7 protein-coding genes are annotated in these 17,903 nt (G+C 69.9%); 5 read left to right on the top strand and 2 right to left on the bottom strand.

The features are described 5' to 3' along the window. Window positions 1–8: 8 nt before the first annotated feature. A complete protein-coding gene (locus ACFWPT_RS10690; RefSeq protein WP_380481051.1) occupies window positions 9–7,250 on the bottom strand; it encodes an RHS repeat-associated core domain-containing protein in 7,242 nt (2,413 codons plus the stop codon). A gap of 377 nt (window positions 7,251–7,627) precedes the next feature. Between ACFWPT_RS10690 and ACFWPT_RS10695 the strand changes: the two genes are divergently transcribed. The 3 genes from ACFWPT_RS10695 to ACFWPT_RS10705 all read left to right on the top strand — a co-directional run bounded on the left by ACFWPT_RS10695 (window position 7,628) and on the right by ACFWPT_RS10705 (window position 14,208). Next, window positions 7,628–11,425, top strand: coding sequence for a ricin-type beta-trefoil lectin domain protein (locus ACFWPT_RS10695; protein ID WP_380481054.1), 3,798 nt, complete (start codon window positions 7,628–7,630; stop codon window positions 11,423–11,425). Between the two features lie 215 nt (window positions 11,426–11,640). Beyond that, on the top strand, window positions 11,641–12,699 hold the full coding sequence (locus ACFWPT_RS10700) for an RNA ligase family protein (RefSeq protein WP_380481057.1): 1,059 nt from the start codon (window positions 11,641–11,643) through the stop codon (window positions 12,697–12,699). 456 nt (window positions 12,700–13,155) lie between these two features. Beyond that, on the top strand, window positions 13,156–14,208 hold the full coding sequence (locus ACFWPT_RS10705) for an alpha/beta hydrolase (protein ID WP_380481060.1): 1,053 nt from the start codon (window positions 13,156–13,158) through the stop codon (window positions 14,206–14,208). A gap of 95 nt (window positions 14,209–14,303) precedes the next feature. Here ACFWPT_RS10705 and ACFWPT_RS10710 read toward each other — a convergent pair whose 3' ends face one another. Then, window positions 14,304–15,008 carry a tyrosine-protein phosphatase gene (locus ACFWPT_RS10710; RefSeq protein ID WP_380481063.1) on the bottom strand — a complete coding sequence of 235 codons (705 nt, stop codon included), beginning with the start codon at window positions 15,006–15,008 and terminating at the stop codon, window positions 14,304–14,306. Between the two features lie 204 nt (window positions 15,009–15,212). Here ACFWPT_RS10710 and ACFWPT_RS10715 point away from each other — a divergent pair, with 204 nt between their 5' ends. Continuing rightward, window positions 15,213–16,142: a diiron oxygenase gene (locus ACFWPT_RS10715; protein WP_380481066.1), complete on the top strand. Its 930-nt coding sequence runs from the start codon at window positions 15,213–15,215 to the stop codon at window positions 16,140–16,142. A 71-nt stretch (window positions 16,143–16,213) separates the two neighbouring features. Continuing rightward, window positions 16,214–17,890 carry an FAD-dependent oxidoreductase gene (locus ACFWPT_RS10720; RefSeq protein WP_380481069.1) on the top strand — a complete coding sequence of 559 codons (1,677 nt, stop codon included), beginning with the start codon at window positions 16,214–16,216 and terminating at the stop codon, window positions 17,888–17,890. Window positions 17,891–17,903 lie beyond the last annotated feature (13 nt).

The raw sequence follows: 17,903 nt of genomic DNA on the forward strand, positions 1-17,903 counted from the left end.
CAAGGCACCTAAAATGAGGGGTCGAGAAATCCGGAGAACTCTCCCGAAAGTGAGAACCTGGCGCCAAGTCCGCCCGGGAGGCGCACGTCAAAGGTGGGTTGGTACTGGCCGCCTATTCGTCCGTAGCCATTCTCGAAGGTTGACTCAGGGTTATTCAGTATATCACTGAGGAAGGTTTGTCCCGCGGTGTTCCAGCCATCAGGATTTTGCTTTCCCTCGGGCATCGGGAATCCGTGAGGGTTCCCACCGCGGCCGGCGTGCTTCGCTAGGGCGCGTCCAGCATTTGTATACTCGCCACGACTGTCAGAGGGTGAGATGTCGGCACCCGATTTAGCAGCTGCATCTCGATCCATGTAGTGACTTGCGTTCGCACCACTGCGAGCAGCGACAGCATTCGGACTATAGGGGTCGCCGTCAAGAGCAGGTCCACCAGGGCCAGTGCCATTGCAGTTATGGACCAGTACGGGCGTCAGGCCTGCCAGCACATAGTACGTGTGGAGGTTGCTGACTGTCAGGTCGTATGCCAGGAGAGGGGCAGTCCTGTAGCTGCGGACGTAGCTGACCGCTCCTATATTGCCGTCGGGAGTGCGCAGGGTGTCGCCGGCATGGAGGTCGGCCGCATTGGTCCAGCGGTGTGTGCTCTCGTTCCAGTACGGGTGGTGCCGGGTGGAGGTTATCGTGGTCGGCTCAGCGGTGCCGTTGCTGTTTTGAGGGTCAGCTTGCTTGTTGGCGATGGAGATTGTCAGGTCGGTGAATTCTGAGTCATCGGGAGTTTTGATCACCCGGATGACTCGTTCCGAGTTTGTGGTGCTCGCCTGAGGGTCACTGGATTCGACTTGGTCGCCGGTAGTGATCTCCTCAATTTTTTTGGTGCTGCCATCTGCCATGGCCACGAGAGTTCCGGGAAGGAAACTGTGGCAAGGGTTGGCAGGATTACGGCCCAGTCCGCCCAGCACGCCATAGCTTCCTCCGAGGAATCCGCCAGCTATCGCGGTCTTGAACAGACTGTTCCGGGCGTTGCAACCCCAGTCCGCCCCGGGGGCCTTGCAGTTCTCGAGGTCGGGGATGTTTGCTGCGCTGGGCTTGTCCTCGTACCCGGGGGTCTTGCAGTTGGTCTGCTGTGCTATGTAGCCCTTGCAATAGCCGGAGGTTTGTGGGCTGGGCTTGGGCTTGGGCTTGACGGTGTAGGTGGCAGTGAGTTTGAAGGAGGCGGAGTTGTCAGAGAAGTCGATGTGCTGGACGGTGACGGTGCCTGTGGCGTCAACTTCTTTGACACCGATGTTGTTGTACACCCAGTGACCGGGGCCGCCGCCCCATTGGTCGGTGCTGCCGTCCGTGCAGGTGTTGGAACATTTGCCTTCGGGGCGCAGACCGGACGGGTCGCTCAGGTTGACGGGGTTGTTGTTGCTATAGGTGTAGCCGTTCCACTGCTGGGGGTCGGCTGCGTCGAGGATGGGGTCGGGGCTGATGAAGCGTCCGCGGATGGGGTCGTACTGGCGGGCGCCGAGGTTGGTGAGTCCGGTGGTGTCATCCTTGCTGCCGCCGACGAAGCCCTTGGTGCCGGCCCACTGATTAGCGGTGGGTTGGGCGCCGCGGGGGTTGCCGAATGGGTCGGTGGGGCGGCGGGTGACGGTCTGGGTTGCGTTGGTGTTGACCTGGAGGCCGCTGGTGCCGTGCGGGTCGGCTGCCTGGATCAGGACGGTGCCTCCGCCGATGGCGGCGGTGACGCGGGTGTAGGTCAGTCCGCCCGGGGCGGGGATGGAGCGAATGTTGCTCAGGGACCCGCTGGGGCTGGTGGTGTCGAGGGTGAGCTCGTCGGTGGGCAGGTTGAGCGTGGTCTTGCCGGGGTTGCGGCGGATGAGCTGGTTGCCGTCGGCGTCGTACAGGTAGGTGGTGGCGGCGGCTTGGCCGGTCTTGGTGAGGGAGTCGAGCTTGTCCTCGCCGTTCCAGGTCAGGGTGGTGGTGCCGCTGGTGTCCGTGATGGCGGTGGTGTTGCCGTTGGCGTCGTACTGGTAGCTGACGGCCTTGGTACCTGCCGGCCCGCTGGTGGTGGAGGTGAGCAGGGCGTGGGGCCCGCCGGTTCCGCCGCCGGTGTTGGGGGCGTTGGTGGGGGAGTTGGTGCTCTTGGCGGCTCCGAAGGTCTGGGTCGTGGTGATGTCGTTGAGGCTGTTGCCGGTGATGTCGTGCTGGACGAGGCCGGTGCGGTTGCCGGTCGCGTCGTAGGTGTAGGTGTTCCAGTAGGGTGCCGGTCCGCCGATGGTCCGTCCGCCGGGGTTGACGGTGGCCGGGCCGTTCGCGTTGTTGCAGCCGCCGACGCCGGGCACGGTGGTGGAGCTGCCGGTGCCGTGGACCTCGCCTGAGGAGTCGGTCCAGTCGGCAGTGGTGGAGGTGCCCGCGGTGTCGGTCCAGGCGCCGGTCAGCCGGCGGAGGTGGTCATAGGTGAAGCACTGGGTGTCGGTCGCCGAGGCGTCCTGGATGGTGGTGGCCGAGGTGATCTGGCCGGACTGGGTGTAGGTGTAGCTGGTCTGGTCGACCGAGACGGTTCCGACCTGGCGGTCGGTGAAGTTGTTGATGACCCGTCCGGTGGCCCAGTCGTACTGCTGGGTGGAGACGACCTGCTTGCCGTACTGACCGACCGTCGTGCGCACGGGGCGTGCAAGGGCGTCGTACTCGACCTTGGCGATGACGGCCTTGCTGAGGCTGGCGGCCGCGGTGAGCAGGCCGGTGATGGTCCGGCCGTAGCTGACGGTTTCGGCCGGCAGGCCGCCGGCGGCGGGAATGCCGACCTTCGTCAGGGAGCCGATGACCGGGCTGTAGGTGTTGGTCGTCGTGTAGGTACCGGCGAGTGCGCCCTCGGCGGACGGGATGGTGATCGATGAGCCGAGAGGGCGGTAGGCGGTGTCGTAGTCGGTGACGGCCTTGGTGTAGGCCGTGCCGCCTGCTCCGCCGACGTAGCGGGTCGAGGAGGTGGGCTGGCCCTTGACGAGGGTGTCGTAGCTCCAGGAGGCCAGCTGGTTCGCGGGTGCCACGGCGCCGTTGAACGTGCCGGTCTTACGGTTGAGCAGGTCGTAGGTGTAGGAGAGGGTGTTGTTCTTGGCGTCGACGGTGTGGTCGATGCGCGAGTTGACGTCGTAGAACGTCCGGGTCGTGCCGGTGTCCGGATCGGAGGCCGAGGTCTGGCGTCCGCGCAGGTCGTAGACGTAGTTCCAGGTGTTGCCGCTGCTGTCGGTCCGGGATGCGGTGAGACCGGCTGGCGTGTATCCGTAGCTGGTGACGTCCGCGTCGGCCAGGTTGCCGGTCGCGGTCGGTGTCCGGTACTGCCCCAGGGCGGTGGTGCGGCCTCGGGCGTCAACCACGGTCGACGTCGGAGTGGCACCTGAGGGAGGCGTGACGTCGGTACGGTCAGCGCCGGGGTAGGCGGTGTTGGTGGCCCACTGGAGGTTTCCGTAGGAGCGGAACTCCGAGCGCACGACGCGCCCGTTGCCGTCGTAGGTGTTCCACGTCTGGCCCGGGACCTGGCCGTCTGCTGCCGGGATGAAGACGGAGTTGGTGGGGAATGACCCCTGCTCGTAGTACGGGTCCGAGGTCTTGATCACCCAGCCATGGGTGTCGTAGACGGTGTCCGTGATCAGGCGCCCGGTCGGCTTGGCGGCGCTGGTGCTCTGGGTCTGCCGCGGCCGTCCCAGGCCGTCGAAGATCTGGACACTCGCGGAGTAGGTGACCGCGTCGTCGTTGATCGACTCGGTCGTGATGGTGGGCGGTGCCTTGGAGCCGTTCAGGAGGTAGGTGAACTTCCGGCTGGGCAGTTCCTCGGTCGGCCGGTCGGGCGCCCAGACCGCGGTGATGCGGCCGAGGGCGTCGTACCGGGCGGTGGTGACCCGGCCGTTGATGTCCTTACTGACCAGAGGTGAGCCGCGGGCCGGATCCTGGGTGACGGTGGTGGTCCAAGCTGCTCCCATCGGTCCGGTGGTGCGGATCTCCGTCGGCAGCTGTCCGGCTGCCGGGTTGAGGGTGACTGATGTGACGACCGGAGTGACGGACGGACCGCTGGTCTGTGCGCCGTTGCGGTCGTAGGTCGACCCGTCGGCCATACCGGTCGTCAGGCTCCGCCCGTAGGTGTCGAAGGAGGCGCTGCCGTTGTGGAGGTAGACGGGGTTGCCGGACTGGTCGAAATGGTCGAGGACCTGGCTGCCGGTCGGGTCTCCGGCCGCGCCGGCCTGCTTGAAGGACTTGCCGTCGTAGACGCTGCGGTTGCTGGACAGGGTGTTCGCGGCTGTAGCCGTCGTCGAGCAGGACCCCTGGAAAGTGGTCGTCTCCGATGCCAGGGTCAGAAGTTGGGGGTTGTCACTGACCGCATAGCCGGTGGTCGTGCAGGTCTCGGGGGTGGCGGCGGTGCCGTCGCCCTTGTTGTCGACCTTGACGACGCGGTTGCCGTTGGCCGGCTCGGTGGTCGTGACCGTCGTGGTCGTGCGCCAGCTGCCGTCGGAGAGCTTGGCCTTGGTGATCGCGGTGGTTTCGGAGTCCGAAAGCCACGCCTGGATCTTCGGCGCGCCCGCGGTTTGGGCATGCGTCGCGGAGCTCATCTGCCCGTTGTAGGTGTTCCCGGAGACGGCCGTGACTGTTCCACCGGCCTGGTCGTAGACCTCGGTGGCGACGACGCGGCCGGACAACTGTGCGCTGTCGGTGACGGTGCCGCCGAGCGGGCTGGGGACCTGGACGCTGCGTTGGGTCTTGCCGTTGGCGAGGTAGTCGTCGTTCATGCCCCGCAGGTAGGTGACCTTCTGCTGGGTCTTGGGGGCCTCGCTGGAGCCACCGCTGCCGGTGGTGGTGGTGACGGACTGGTAGCCGCGGAACTGGTCCCAGGTCCGGGTCTTGGAGTCGGTGAACTCCGCGTCGTTGCGGTGCCAGGCGGCCTCACCGTTGTAGGTGTACTCGGTGGTCTTGCCGACATTGGGTGTGCTGACGAGGTCCAGCTCGACGACGGTCTTGACGAGGGGCTTGTCGAACCAGTCGTTGATCGGGTCCTTCGAGGACAGGAACGTCGGGTACCACTTGACGGGCATGCAGGCCATCGTGTTGCTGTCCTCGGAGGACGGCATGTGGTTGTTCACCCGGGAGCATTCGGGGTCGGCGTAGACGACGCCGATCCGCCCGCCGGTCTCGGTGGTGATCTCCTGGATGCGCGGGCGCATGTACATCTTCTCGCCCAAGTCCAGGCCGTCGACGCGGTTGGCGCGCATCGTGTACTTGAACTGGACGGCGGGCAGGTCCTCGATCGCGGCCTGTCCGTTGCTCGGCACCCGCTGGACGGAGTCCAGCTGCAGGATTCGCTTGGTGGCGTCCCCGGGGTCGGCGAGTTCCTGGTTGAGCTTCCAGGTGTCGACGGCGCGGTAGGCGGAGCCGACCATGACCTGTGTCGAGATCCCGGTCAGGCGCTTGGTCGTGAAGAATGTGGGCGCCGAGTTCACGCACGAGCCGTCGGTGCAGATCTGGTCGATCGGCGTATCGGGCCAGGCGTCCGCGTTGGCCGCGGTGCGCTGGTCCTCGGAGCAGGTGATCGTGCCGCCGGGAATGCAGCGCTCCGCGACGGTGAACAGGACCTTCGCCGCCGGGTTCGCGCCGCCCTTGGCCGCCTTCTGCTCGTCCAGGCGCTGGCCGTAGGCGATCTCCTTGAGGTAGCCGGCCCGCTGGTAGTCGGCGAGGGTGCCGGTGCCGCCGCTCTGGACGCGACCACGGTTGTACTTGTTGCCCTCGGTGGCGTACTTGTACGTGGTCAGGTTGCCGTGCGGGTCGACCACGTAGTCGAGCTGCCAGCGCCAGGCCATCTGGCACCAGGAGTTGTTACCGCTGGCGGAGTTGTAGCAGGGGTCGCCGCTGTTGGGCGAGTACACCGGCAGGGTCAGGACGGAGTTCGCCGCAGGGTCGCTGCCGTCACCGCCCGGCAGGTGGTTGAGGCCGAAGTAGTACTGCACTCCGTCCGGGGTGGTGATCCGCCAGTACTCCATGCCCTGGTAGTCGACGTCGCCCGCGGCCTTCGGCGCGCCGGTGAGCTGCTCGACCTTGGAGCCGTCGTCGCTCTCCAGGTGCCAGGCTCCGGTCGCGTCGTCGCGCACGATGGTGCCGGAGCGCCCGCCCAGCGAGAGGGAGGCGCTCTGCCCGCCCCAGCACTGGTCGCCCGAACCGGTGATGCCAGCCTTGTCGCAGCTGCGGTAGGACCGCTCGATGTAGCCGGGCTCGTAGCCCCAGCCGTCGCCGATCCACGAGGGCTGCGCGTTCGTGGACGACGTCTTGCCGTCCACGTTCGCCGAGTTGTAGCTCAGCGCCACGGTGGGTGCGGCGCCGCCGAGGGCCGGCGGTGTCTGGATCGGGTAGCTGTAGGTGAAGCTGCCCGTGTTGGAGCCCGCGGACCAGGACACCGACGACGACAGCGGCGTCGCGGTGAAGTTGCCCAGGGGGCCCGACGGGGAGGCCGCGGGGGCCAGGACCACGGAGCCGCCGGTTCCCCCGGTGCTGCCGACGTTCAGGGCCTGCGCAGGTGCCTGGGCGGTCGACTTCGCTGTGGTGAACGACGCCTTCACCGCACCGCCCTGGGCGTTGCCAGGTGCCGCAGGGGGAAGGGTGACATCCGCAGTGATCGTGCCGGAGCCGTCGTTCTTCACCGGAACCGGGGTCTGCGTACGGCACTCGGGGCGTTCCGGCGTGGTCAGTGAACAGGCCGGGAGCGAGACGAGGCCGGCACGGTCCGACCACCCGCCCGCCTGGAGGGCCTTCAGGTCCAGGGTGACGCTCGCCTGCCGTCCGTCGCCACCGACCGACGCCTTGGCGTCGGTCAGCGCCACCAGCGGCCCGTTGACGCCTGCGGCCTTGCCCTTGTCCTGTCCGGCCACCTCGACGGTGACGGCGTGCGCGCTCTCACCCTGGCCGGTTCCCGGTGCGACCCGGACGGCCAGATCTCCGGCCTTGGTTCCGGTCATGCCACCGGAGGCGGGTGAAGCCCCGCCGGTGGCCCTGCGGGCCGCCTCGGCCTCGGCGCTGTCGGAGCCGAGCACGACCGTCGCGGTGCCGGTGACGACCGGCGGAGCGGTCTCCGGCTTCCAGCCCGCTGCCTTGACCGCCGTCTTGGCGCCCGGCGGCTGGGCATCGTGTCCCTTGACGGAGGGGGCCGCGCTTCCCAGGGGCGTGTTCGGAGGAGCCCAGACCTCCCCCTCGGGCTCGGGGTAGGTCCATGCCACCGCCGGCGGCACGCTCACCCCGGTCAGTGTGAGAGCGACCAGGGCCGCCACAGCCGGCGACCGCCATCGGCCGCCTATTCGTTTTCCGGCCCGTTTCCGGGCAGGCCAAACCACCACAGTGGTGTCTCCTCACTCATTGTCGACACAACGTCATATGGACATGGATGTGCCAGGATCGAGGTGACGATATGTGCACCCACTGACACGCCACCAGGTCGCATGAGTGCCGTACATGAGATGTTTATGAAGTCTTGATCTCCTGATCTGCGGCTTATCCGGACACATCGGCACGAACCGACAAAGGGTTTGACCGATCCGCCGACCAGCACGCATCGTTCCCACCCGAACGCACCCTGTCGAGGGTGTTGGCCGACCGGGAGGGACCTTCAATCCGCATGCCCAGCACTCCGCGCACAATCGCGCACACACCACCAACACCGTCCATACGCAGGCGCATACTCGCGCTGACCGCCCTCGGCACCGGCTGCGCCCTGAGTCTGGCCCTGCTCAGCGCGCCGGCAGCGCTCGCGGCCGACACCGCCCCCGCCCCGCCGACCCACGGCCCTGTGGGTGGACTGGCACCGATCGTCCCCTCGTCACCGGCACCCGCCCGCACCCCCGCGCAGCAGGCCATGCTGGACGCGCTCGCGAAGGCCAAGACGACCGGCAAGCCGGTCACCGTCGAGACCTTGACCAATGAGGCCTCCAGAACCATCGCCAACCCCGACGGCACGCTGACCAGCACCGACAACGCCCAGGCCGTACGGACCAAGCGCGGAGGTGCCTGGGCGGACATCGACTCGACACTGCGGGCCAACACCGACGGCACGTTCAGCCCGGCCGTCGCCACGACCGGGCTGAAGTTCTCCGGCGGCGGGGCGGGCCCGATGGCCACCGTGACGACCGACGACGGCAAGAGCCTGGCGGTGAACGCACCGTTCGCCCTGCCCAAGCCGTCCGTGACCGGCGCCAACGCCACCTACACCGATGTCCTCCCCGGTGTGGACCTGCAGCTGACCGCGCTGTCCCAGGGCGGCTGGCGGGACGCCATCATCGTGCGAACCAAGGAGGCCGCCGAGAGCGCGGCGCTCAAGTCGCTGACCTTCCCCGTCTCCGCGCAGGGCCTGTCCATGACCAAGGACCAGTCCGGCGGCATCACCGTCGTCGACGACAGCGGTGTCACGCGCTTCCGAGCCCCCGTGCCGCTGCAGTGGGACTCCAGCAAGCCCGCGCCGTCGACCGCCACCGCCGACCGGGCTTCCAGGGACTCGGTGCGTGCGGCGTTGGCGGCCGCCCCGACGCCCGCGCCCACGGGGAGTGCGAGCGGGATTCCGTCGACCGCCGAGGAGCCGGGTGACGGCGCGAACGTGGCCGCCATCACCACCAAGATCACGCCCGCGGCGATCGAACTGACGCCGGACCACGACGCCCTCGGATCCGGTGACGGCCCCTGGTACCTCGACCCGTCCCTGGTGGCGGCGACGAGCTCGGTCCAGGGCTCGGTGGAGGTCCAGGAGAACCACAAGAAGGCGGAGAACTTCAACAAGAAGAGCAACCTGGCCACCGGCTACTGCGGCTACCACAGCAGCGACCCGAGCCTGGACTGCGGTGACCTGGGCCGCCAGCGCGCCTACTTCCAGTTCGGGATCAACCCGGTGCTCTACACCAAGCCCGGCGGCGCCGAGAGCCCGCCGAGCATCCGGACTTCCACCCTCAACTTCCAGGTCACCGGAGCCTCCAGCCCGGGCACGAACACGCCGCTCGTGGTGTACTCGGCTCCCAAGCCCATCCACGAGCACACCAACTGGACCGACCAGCCCTGCGGGGACAACAAGGCCGTCGTCATGGAGAACTGCCCGACGGTCAACGGGCAGTGGATCACCGGCACCGGCCCGCTGGCCGTCGACGTGACCGACATGATGAAGCAGGCGATCGCCGGCCAGTGGCCGTGGTGGACCGTCGGCATCGCCCCGATGGGCAACGAGTGGGACATGACGTTCCGGCACTACATCGCCAACAATCCGTCCATCACCACCACTTACGACATCACTCCGACCGTCTGGTACCCGCGCACCAGCCCCGCCCCCGGCTTCGCCTGGAACAACAGCGCCGCCGAGTGCACCACCGGCGGCGCGCACCCCTGGGACAACCCCGGCTGGATCGGCGCCAACCAGAACATCAACCTCACGGCCAACAGCTACTCGCCCGCCGGGCAGACCCTCCACACCGACTACCAGATGTGGGACGACAACGACGCCAACTTCAGCTGGACTCAGGGACGCTGGGGGACCAGCTACAACGACCCAGGCCCCTCCGTGGGCGTGGGATCGCTGTCGGACGGCCACCAGTACGGCTGGACGGCTCGCGCCACCGACGAGATCCTCACCTCGCCCATGACCCCGTGGTGCTACTTCCGCGTCGACAGGACCAACCCCCGCGTCAGCATCAGCTCTACCGACTTCCCGCCGTCGGGCACCCCCAACCCCACCCCGGCCAAGTACATGAACGACCCGGGCGCCTTCACCATCAACGCCGAGGACCCCGCCCCCGGCGCCGGGCTCCAGGCCTCCGGCGTGGCCTGCGTGCGCGTGAGCACGGACCCGACACCGGTGGTCGGCTGGCGCTGCGGCCAGAACGGCACCCTGCCCCCCGGCCAGCCGTACACCTACAAGCCCAGGGACTGGGGCACCAACACCCTGTACGCCTGGGCCATGGACAACGCCGGCAACTACAGCCAGCCGGCCGTCTACAACTTCTACGTCCCCTGGAAGCCCGACACCCAGCCCCTGTTCGGCGACGTCGACAACGACCAGAAGCCCGACGTCATCACCGTCGACAGGAACGGTGACCTGCGCGTCATCGGCGGCACCATCGACCCCACCACGTCCCTGGCCGCCCCCGCCGCCGCCGCCCCGGGAAACCGCGACTTCGGCGCCACCTGGTCCGACTACCAGGTCAGCCACCACGGCACCTTCGCCGTCGGACAGGCCGTCGACGAGATCCTCGCCCACTACACCAAGGACACGACCTCCAAGCTGCGCGAGGCCCTCTACCTGATCCCCAACAACGGCACCGGGCGCTTCGACACCCTGACTCCGATCGCCCTCAACCGGCCCGCCTGCACGACCTACGAGACCGGCAAGCCCTGCTCCGGCTACAGCCAGAAGAACTGGAGCGGCGCCTCGCAGGTCATCGCGATCGGCACGACCGACGGCGAGGCCGTGGGCGGTGAGCCGGGTAACGAGGCCCGCAAGGTCATCATGACCCAGACCTCTGTTCTCTCCCTGGAGAACAACAACCTCTACCTGTTCCAGCCCAACGGCCTCGTCGACTCCCTCGACGCCGCGACCTACCTCCCGGCCGTCTCCGGCAGCTGGGCCGACCTGGAACTGCTCAACCCGGGTGCGGCCAACGGGGCGACCGCCGTCCCCGGCACCACTGACCCCACCTACCAGACCACCATCTGGGCGCGGAACCGCACGACGGGTGACCTCTTCGCCTACCCGCTCGGCTACAAGGCCGACGGAACGGTCGACTACTCCGCCCTCACCAAGCCCGACCAGGGGATCAAGCTGGACGTCGGCCAGCCGGTCAAGGCGGGCGACTACCCCCGGATCGGCGCCGGAGACCTCAACAACGACGGCACCCCCGACCTCTGGGTCATGGACAACAGCAACGCGCTCTCCATCTTCGCGGGCAAGAGCAGCACCGGCACCAAGGGCAAGGTCGACGGCTTCGTCCCGCCGGCCTTCGCCGGCTTCTCCGACTCCAGCGTCACCATCCACTCCCAGCTGGTGAACTGGCTGTGCGCCGACTCCATCGGCGGACCCAACGAAGGCACCGAGGTCGCCGCCTACGCCTGCTGGCAGACCATCAACCAGCGGTTCAACTTCGCCACCGACGGCACCATCCGTTCCGGCAGCTGGTGCGTCTCCACCAAGGGCAACGCCCTCGGTAACGGAACCGGCCTGATCCTGTCCCGCTGCGTGGGCAACACCGGCCAGAAGTGGGCCGTACGCCCGGACGGCCGGATCTACCTCCCCGCCACCGTCACTGCGGACAACCCCGGCGGCCGCTGCCTCGAACTGCCCGGATGGGCCACCGAGCAGGGCACCCGGCTCGGGATCTGGAACTGCCCCGGTCTGCAGGCCAACCAGCAGTGGAGCCTCAACTACGAGCAGCACGCGCCCTGATGGCACTCGCCGGGGGGCGATCTGAACCGATCTGAAGAACGTGAACAGCCTGTAGACAGGCCGGTGGGCCTCGACGCTGCGTCGAGGCCCACCGGCCTGTGGTGGCCCGTCTGGTGCGGACGCTCTGTGGCGGCGGGGGCTACGCGTAGCCGGGGGCTGGGGTGGGCGGTGAAACTCCGTTGTCCGGGGGTGGGCTCGCGGCGATGATCTCGGGTGTGGCTGACACCAGGTTCGAAGGCTCCGTGTTGCGGCCGTACCCCAAGATCTCGGGGAGGGGGCGGCTCTCCGCGTCCGGGAATCGGGAGTGGGTCGCGGTGGAGAAGGTGCACGGGGCGCACTTCGCCGTGGTCTGCGAGGGGGGTGCGGTCCGTCCGGCCAAGCGGCGGGAGCTCCTGGGCGAGGACGCGCTGGACGGCTTCTTCGGCGTCAGCCGGGTCTGGCCGGCGCTGGCGGTGGCGGCGGCCCGGTTCGCCTCGGCGATGCGCGAGGCGGCGGGCGGGGGTGCAGGTGGGGGCGCGGGCGCTGTGGTGACTGTTTACGGTGAACTGGCCGGCGGGTGCTACCCGCACCCCGATGTGTCCGCCGTCGCCGCAGTCGAGCCCGTGCAGACCGGCGTCTGGTACGCGCCGGGGCTGGGGTGGCTGCTCTTCGACGCCACCGTCGACACCACCAAGGGCCGGTCCTGGATCTCCGACCGCGACCTGCGTGGCGGTGCGGCCACCGCCGGCCTCGGCTGCGCCCCCTCGATCGGGCGCGGCGCGCCCACCGTGCTCCAGGAACTGCCGGCCGCCTTCCCCACCCTGGTCCCCGCGCTCCTCGGGCTCCCCGAACTCGCCGACAACCTCGCCGAGGGCTACGTCCTCAAACCCGCCGGCACCTGGCGGGAGACGGGCCCCGAGGGGGTCGGCGCGCGTCCGGTGGTGAGGGTGAAGCAGCAGGCCTTCGCCGAGGACGAGCGCTACGATGGCGCCCGCCCGTACCTGCCGCCGCCGCAGGGCGCGGCCGGGGTCCCCGCCTGGCTCCTGGTCCAGGCCGCGGCACTTTTCACCCCCGCCCGCGCGGCAGCTGCCGTCAGCAAGCTCGGTCCGCGCGCGCCCGAGGACGTCGTGGCGGTGGAGCTCACCCGGGACGTGGCGGAGGAACTCGCGGAGGCGGTGGGGGGATTGGACGGTGACGTCCTACGCGCGCTGGAAGCCGCCCTCGGACCCGGAGCGCGCTCCCTGGTGGCGTTCGACGCCGAGGACCGGCGCTCGCCGACGAGCCGGGCCGGCTGACGGGCTGACGGGCTGACTCGTCGGGCTGGTCAGGCCGGTCGGGCGCGGAAAGATTCCTGAAGAAAGTCGCCCGCCCATGTCGAGGGCCCGTCGCCGACTCCGACCGAAGGGCGGCAGCGCAAGGGTGGGTGGGGGCGTGGATGTGGGTGGGGCGTTCGGGAAAAATATGTCGGTCGGTCTACTGATTCCTTGCCGCCACCCGGGTGGTGTGCGCACAGGAAGTCGGTCTGGCCGACTTCCTGTGCTGATGGAGGCGGTGGAGATGGCGGTGATGGCGGCGATGGAGAAACTGTAGACCGGTCTACATATTTCTTGCCGGAGAGGGCGTCGGCGGTCGAGGGTGGGTGAAGGGGGCGTCGAGGGGGGTTTCCGTCTGGGGTGGGTCGGGCCCATCATGGGCTCCCGGTCCGAGTCCCCGGTCGAGGGCTCCGGGTGAGGCTCCAGGAGGCAGCAGAGATGACGATTCCCTTCCCTGTCCGGATCCAGTCCGCCGTCGTCCGGGGCGCGTACGCGCTGCCGGAGGGGCTGCGGCGGGCGATCGCGGGCGCGCCGGTGGTGCGGGACGGTCAAGTGCTCTCGCTGGACGCGCAGTTGATCCTCAAGTTGCAGCGCCTGTCGAAGGCCGCCCTGGTGCTGCCCGCCGGGGTCGGGCCGTCGCGGGAGGCGATGGAGCACGCGCGGTACCTGGTGGGAGGGGCGACGATCCAGCCGGTATCCGTCCGGAACGTCGGAATCCCGCAGGAGTACGGCGAGTTGGCGGCCACGCTGTACACGCCGGGCGGGCTGGCGGCGGGTTCCGGGCTGCTGGTGTACCTGCACGGCGGGGGCTGGGTGGTCGGCAGCCGGGCCAGCCACGACCACGTGGTGCGGTTCCTGGCGCAGCGGGCGCAGGTGCGGGTGCTGTCGGTGGAGTACCGGCGCGCGCCCGAGCACGCGTTCCCGGCGGCTGCGGACGACGCGCTGGCCGCGTTCGACTTCGCGTACGCCAAGGCGGCCGACCTGGGCGCGGATCCGGAGCGGATCGCGATCGGCGGCGACAGCGCGGGCGGGAACCTGGCGGCCGTCACCGCACAGGCGGCGGTGCGGCGGGGCGGTCCGGCGCCGGTGTTCCAGTTGCTGCTGTACCCGGCGGTCGACGCCTCCGTCCGGCGGCCCTCGCGCGACCTGTTCGCCGACGGGTTCTTCCTGACCAGCGCGGACATGGACTGGTTCCTGGACCGCTACGCGCCCGCGCCGGCCGACCGGACGGACCCGCGGCTGTCGCCCCTGCTCGCTGCCGACCTGTCCGGGCTTCCGCCCACCTACGTCGGCACCGCGGGCTTCGACCCGCTGCGGGACGAGGGCGAGGCGTACGCCGAGGCGCTGAAGGCGGCCGGGGTGACGGTGCGCCTGAGCCGGCAGCCGGACCTCATCCACGGCTACGCCAGCTACCTCGGCATCGGCCGCCGCTTCCGGGAGGCGACGGCGGAGGCGGCCGAGGCGCTGCGGCAGGCGCTGGGCGCCGCGTAGCACGCAACCAGGGGCGGTACGGATCGGAGGCGCTCGGCGCAGCACCGGGCGGGGGCTCGTTCGGAGGACTCAACGGCCCCTGCCCGGCTGCTCGTTCAGGCCGGGATCCGCCGCGCCGCGGCGAGCTCCGACACCTGCGCGCCGTGCGCGAGGAGGTACTCCGCCACCGATCCGTGGTGACTCCGGATCGACAGCAGCGCGCGCCGCAGATGCACCTCGCGTACGGGCAGGGCGTTGTGCGCGGCCCCGGCCGGGGGCTGGTTGGTCAGGCCCAGTTCGTCGTTCGAGCGCAGGAAGTCCTGGAGGACCTCCGCCTCGGAGGCGCCCAGCAGCGTCTGCAGGACGGCGACGACGACTCCCGTGCGGTCCTTGCCCGAGGCGCAGTGGACCAGGACCGGCGCGGCCTCGCCCCCACCGGCGAGCAGTCGGCGCAGAACGGCCACCGATGCCGCGCCGGCGCGCTCGGCCATCAGCGGGTAGAGCTCCAACTGGTCGGCGGGCCAACGCCGTTCGGTGAAGACCGGTGCGTGCAGGTGCCGGGCGTCGACGAGGTCGACGGCGTCCGGGCGCTCCGCCACCTCCGGGTCGCTGCGCAGGTCGACGACCGTCCGCAGGCCGAGGCGCCGCAGCGTGTCCGCGCCCTCCGCCGCGAGACCGTGCAGGTCGTGTAGGCCGTGCAGGGCGGCGGAGCGGTACAGCACGCCGCGCGGCAGGGAGCCGACGCCGCCGGCGTCGCGGAAGTTCCGTACGCCGGTGGGGGCGACGCGCTCCGGATCCGCCTCGGGCTGGTCGGTGATCACGCCTCACTGTATCCGGGGGCGGAGGAACCGGAGAGGGCGGAGGGGGCGGCTGGGGGAGGTCACGGACGAGAAGGGGCGCGGGAGTTGTGGTCGTGCGCCCGTCCGGTGCTGCGCAGGGGGTTCTCGGCGGCGGGCTCTTATTGTACTGTCCGTCTAATAAGCGGGTGAGCGGGCACCCGTAGGGGCAGGCATCTGGAGGCAGCCATGGCTCTCACCAACGCGGCGGCAGGGCGGGCGGCGAGTGCGCACGGGCACACCGCGGCCGACGACGACGTCTCGAAGCGGCTGCTGGAGTCCGCCGCGACCCTCTCCTACGACCCCTCGACCGAGATCGACTGGGACGCGCCCCTCCCGGCCGACCACTACGGACTCAACCCGGAGTGGAGCACCCTCTACGGCACCCGGCTGTGGGACGAGATGACCGAGCAGCAGCGGGTCACCCTCACCCGGCACGAGGTCTGCTCGATCATGAACACCGGGATATGGTTCGAGATGATCCTCCAGCAGATGGTGCTGCGCGATCAGTACCTGAAGAACCCCGCCAACGCCGAGTTCCAGTTCGCGCTCACCGAGATCGCCGACGAGTGCCGCCACTCGATCATGTTCGCCCGCGCCTGCGAGAAGATGGGCGTCCCCGCGTACCGGCCGAACAAGGTCATCGCCCAGGCCGGGCGCGCGTTCAAGGCCCTGGCGAAGGGTGAACTCGCCTACGGCGGCATCCTGGTGGCCGAAGAGGTCCTCGACGTCATGCAGCGTGACTGGATGCGCGGCGAGAACGTCCTGGACATCGTCCGCGGCACCTCCCGGATCCACGTCGTCGAGGAGTCGCGGCACATGAAGTTCGCCCGGCAGGAGATCCGCGAACGGGTGCGCCACGCCGGCCCCGCCCGCCGCCGCGCCTCGGCCACCGGCATCGCCGTCGGCGCGTACGTCATCGTCTCCAGCATGGTGCACCCCGGGGTCTACCGGGCCGCCGGGCTCGACACCCAGCGGGCGATCGCCGAAGTGCGGGCCAACGAGCACCGCAAGGCGATGATGCGCACCAGCTCCCGGCACCTGATCGCGTTCCTCGCCGAGACCGGACTGCTCACCAGCCGCTCGGCCGCCATCTACCGGCGCATCCACATGCTCTGACGACATGTCAAAAACGACAAGGCTCCGACTCCCACACTTCACCACCTGTAGCGAGGGACCCCACCCCGGCCATGGCCTACGCGATCACCCGGACCTGCTGCAACGACGCCTCGTGCGTGTCCGTCTGCCCGGTCAACTGCATCCACCCGACCCCGGACGAACCGGAGTTCGGCGCCACCGACATGCTGTACATCGACCCGGCGGCCTGCATCGACTGCGGCGCCTGCGCGGACGCCTGCCCCGTGGACGCGGTGTTCCCCGTCGACCGGCTGCGCGGGCCCGACACCGTGTTCGGCGACCTCAACCGCGACTGGTACCGCGACCACCCCAACGACCACGCCTGGGGCGCGCCCACCTTCCCGCGCAGCCTCCCCGACGGGATCGGCACGCTGCGCGTCGCCATCGTCGGCACCGGCCCGTCCGCCGGGTACACCGCACAGGAACTGCTGCGCAGCACCGGCGCCGAGATCACCATGATCGACCGGCTGCCCGTCACCGGCGGCCTGCTGCGGCACGGGGTCGCGCCCGACCACCAGTCCACCAAACGCATCGCGGACAGCTTCGCCGGCGTCTTCCACGACCCCCGGCTGCGGATGCACCTCAACGTGGACATCGGTACCGACCTCACCCACGAGGAACTCGCCGCCCACCACCACGCCGTCGTGTACGCCGTCGGCGCGGCCGCCGACCGGCGGCTCGGCATCCCCGGCGAGGACCTGCCGGGCAGCCTGCCCGCGACCACCTTCGTCGGCTGGTACAACGCCCAACCGACCGTACCCGCCGACGCGGTGGAGCTGTCCGGGCCCGGCGCCGAACGGGTGGTCGTCATCGGCAACGGCAACGTCGCCGTCGACATCGCGCGCATCCTGCTCACCGACCCAGACCGGCTCGCCACCACCGACATCGCCGACCACGCCCTCGCTGCACTGCGCCGCAGCCGGGTGCGGGAAGTCGTGCTGCTCGCCCGGCGCGGGCCCGCCGAAGCCGCCTGGACCAAGGCGGAGTTCCTGGCGCTGCGGCAACTGCCGGGCGTCGAGGTGGTAGTCGAGGACCACCCGGAGGTGCGGGCGGCGATCGAGGCGGCGGCCGGGACGACCGCGTCGGACTCGCGGGCCGCGCTGCTCGCCGGGCTGCCGCTGGTGCCGTTCGACGGGGGCGCCGAGCCGGCGCCGGGCCGGCGGATCGTGCTGCGCTTCCTGTCCGTGCCGACCGCGCTCACCGGGGCCGGGCGGGTGACGGGCCTGACCGTCGCCCGGACCACCCTCGCGGGCGGCCGGGCAGCCGAGCCGACCGGCGAGACGGACACGCTGCTGGCCGGCCTGGTGGTGCGTTCCATAGGGCACCGGGGCGTACCGGTGCCCGGGCTGCCCTTCGACGAGCGGACGGCGACGGTCGCGCACCGGGGCGGGCGGGTCGTGGACCCGGCGACGGGGCGGCCGCTGCCCGGGACGTACGTGGTGGGGTGGGCCAAGCGCGGGCCGTCCGGCGGGATCGGCGCCAACCGGGCGTGCGCCCGCGAGACCGTGGACGCGCTCTTGGACGACGCGGCGGCCCACGCGCTGGCCGCCCCGGCGGCGAGCCGTACGGACTTCGACCGCCTCGTCCGCCACCGTCGCCCGGACGCCGTCGGGCTCAAGGGACTGCGGGCCGTGGAGCGGGCGGAGCGCGCCCGGGGCGAGGCCGAGGGCCGCCCCCGCGTCAAGCTCGCCACCGTCCCCGAGCTGCTGGCGGCCGCCCGCCGACGGTAGACAGGCAGCGGGT

It is taken from the genome of Kitasatospora sp. NPDC058478 (assembly GCF_042720345.1).
Lineage (GTDB): Bacteria > Actinomycetota > Actinomycetes > Streptomycetales > Streptomycetaceae > Kitasatospora.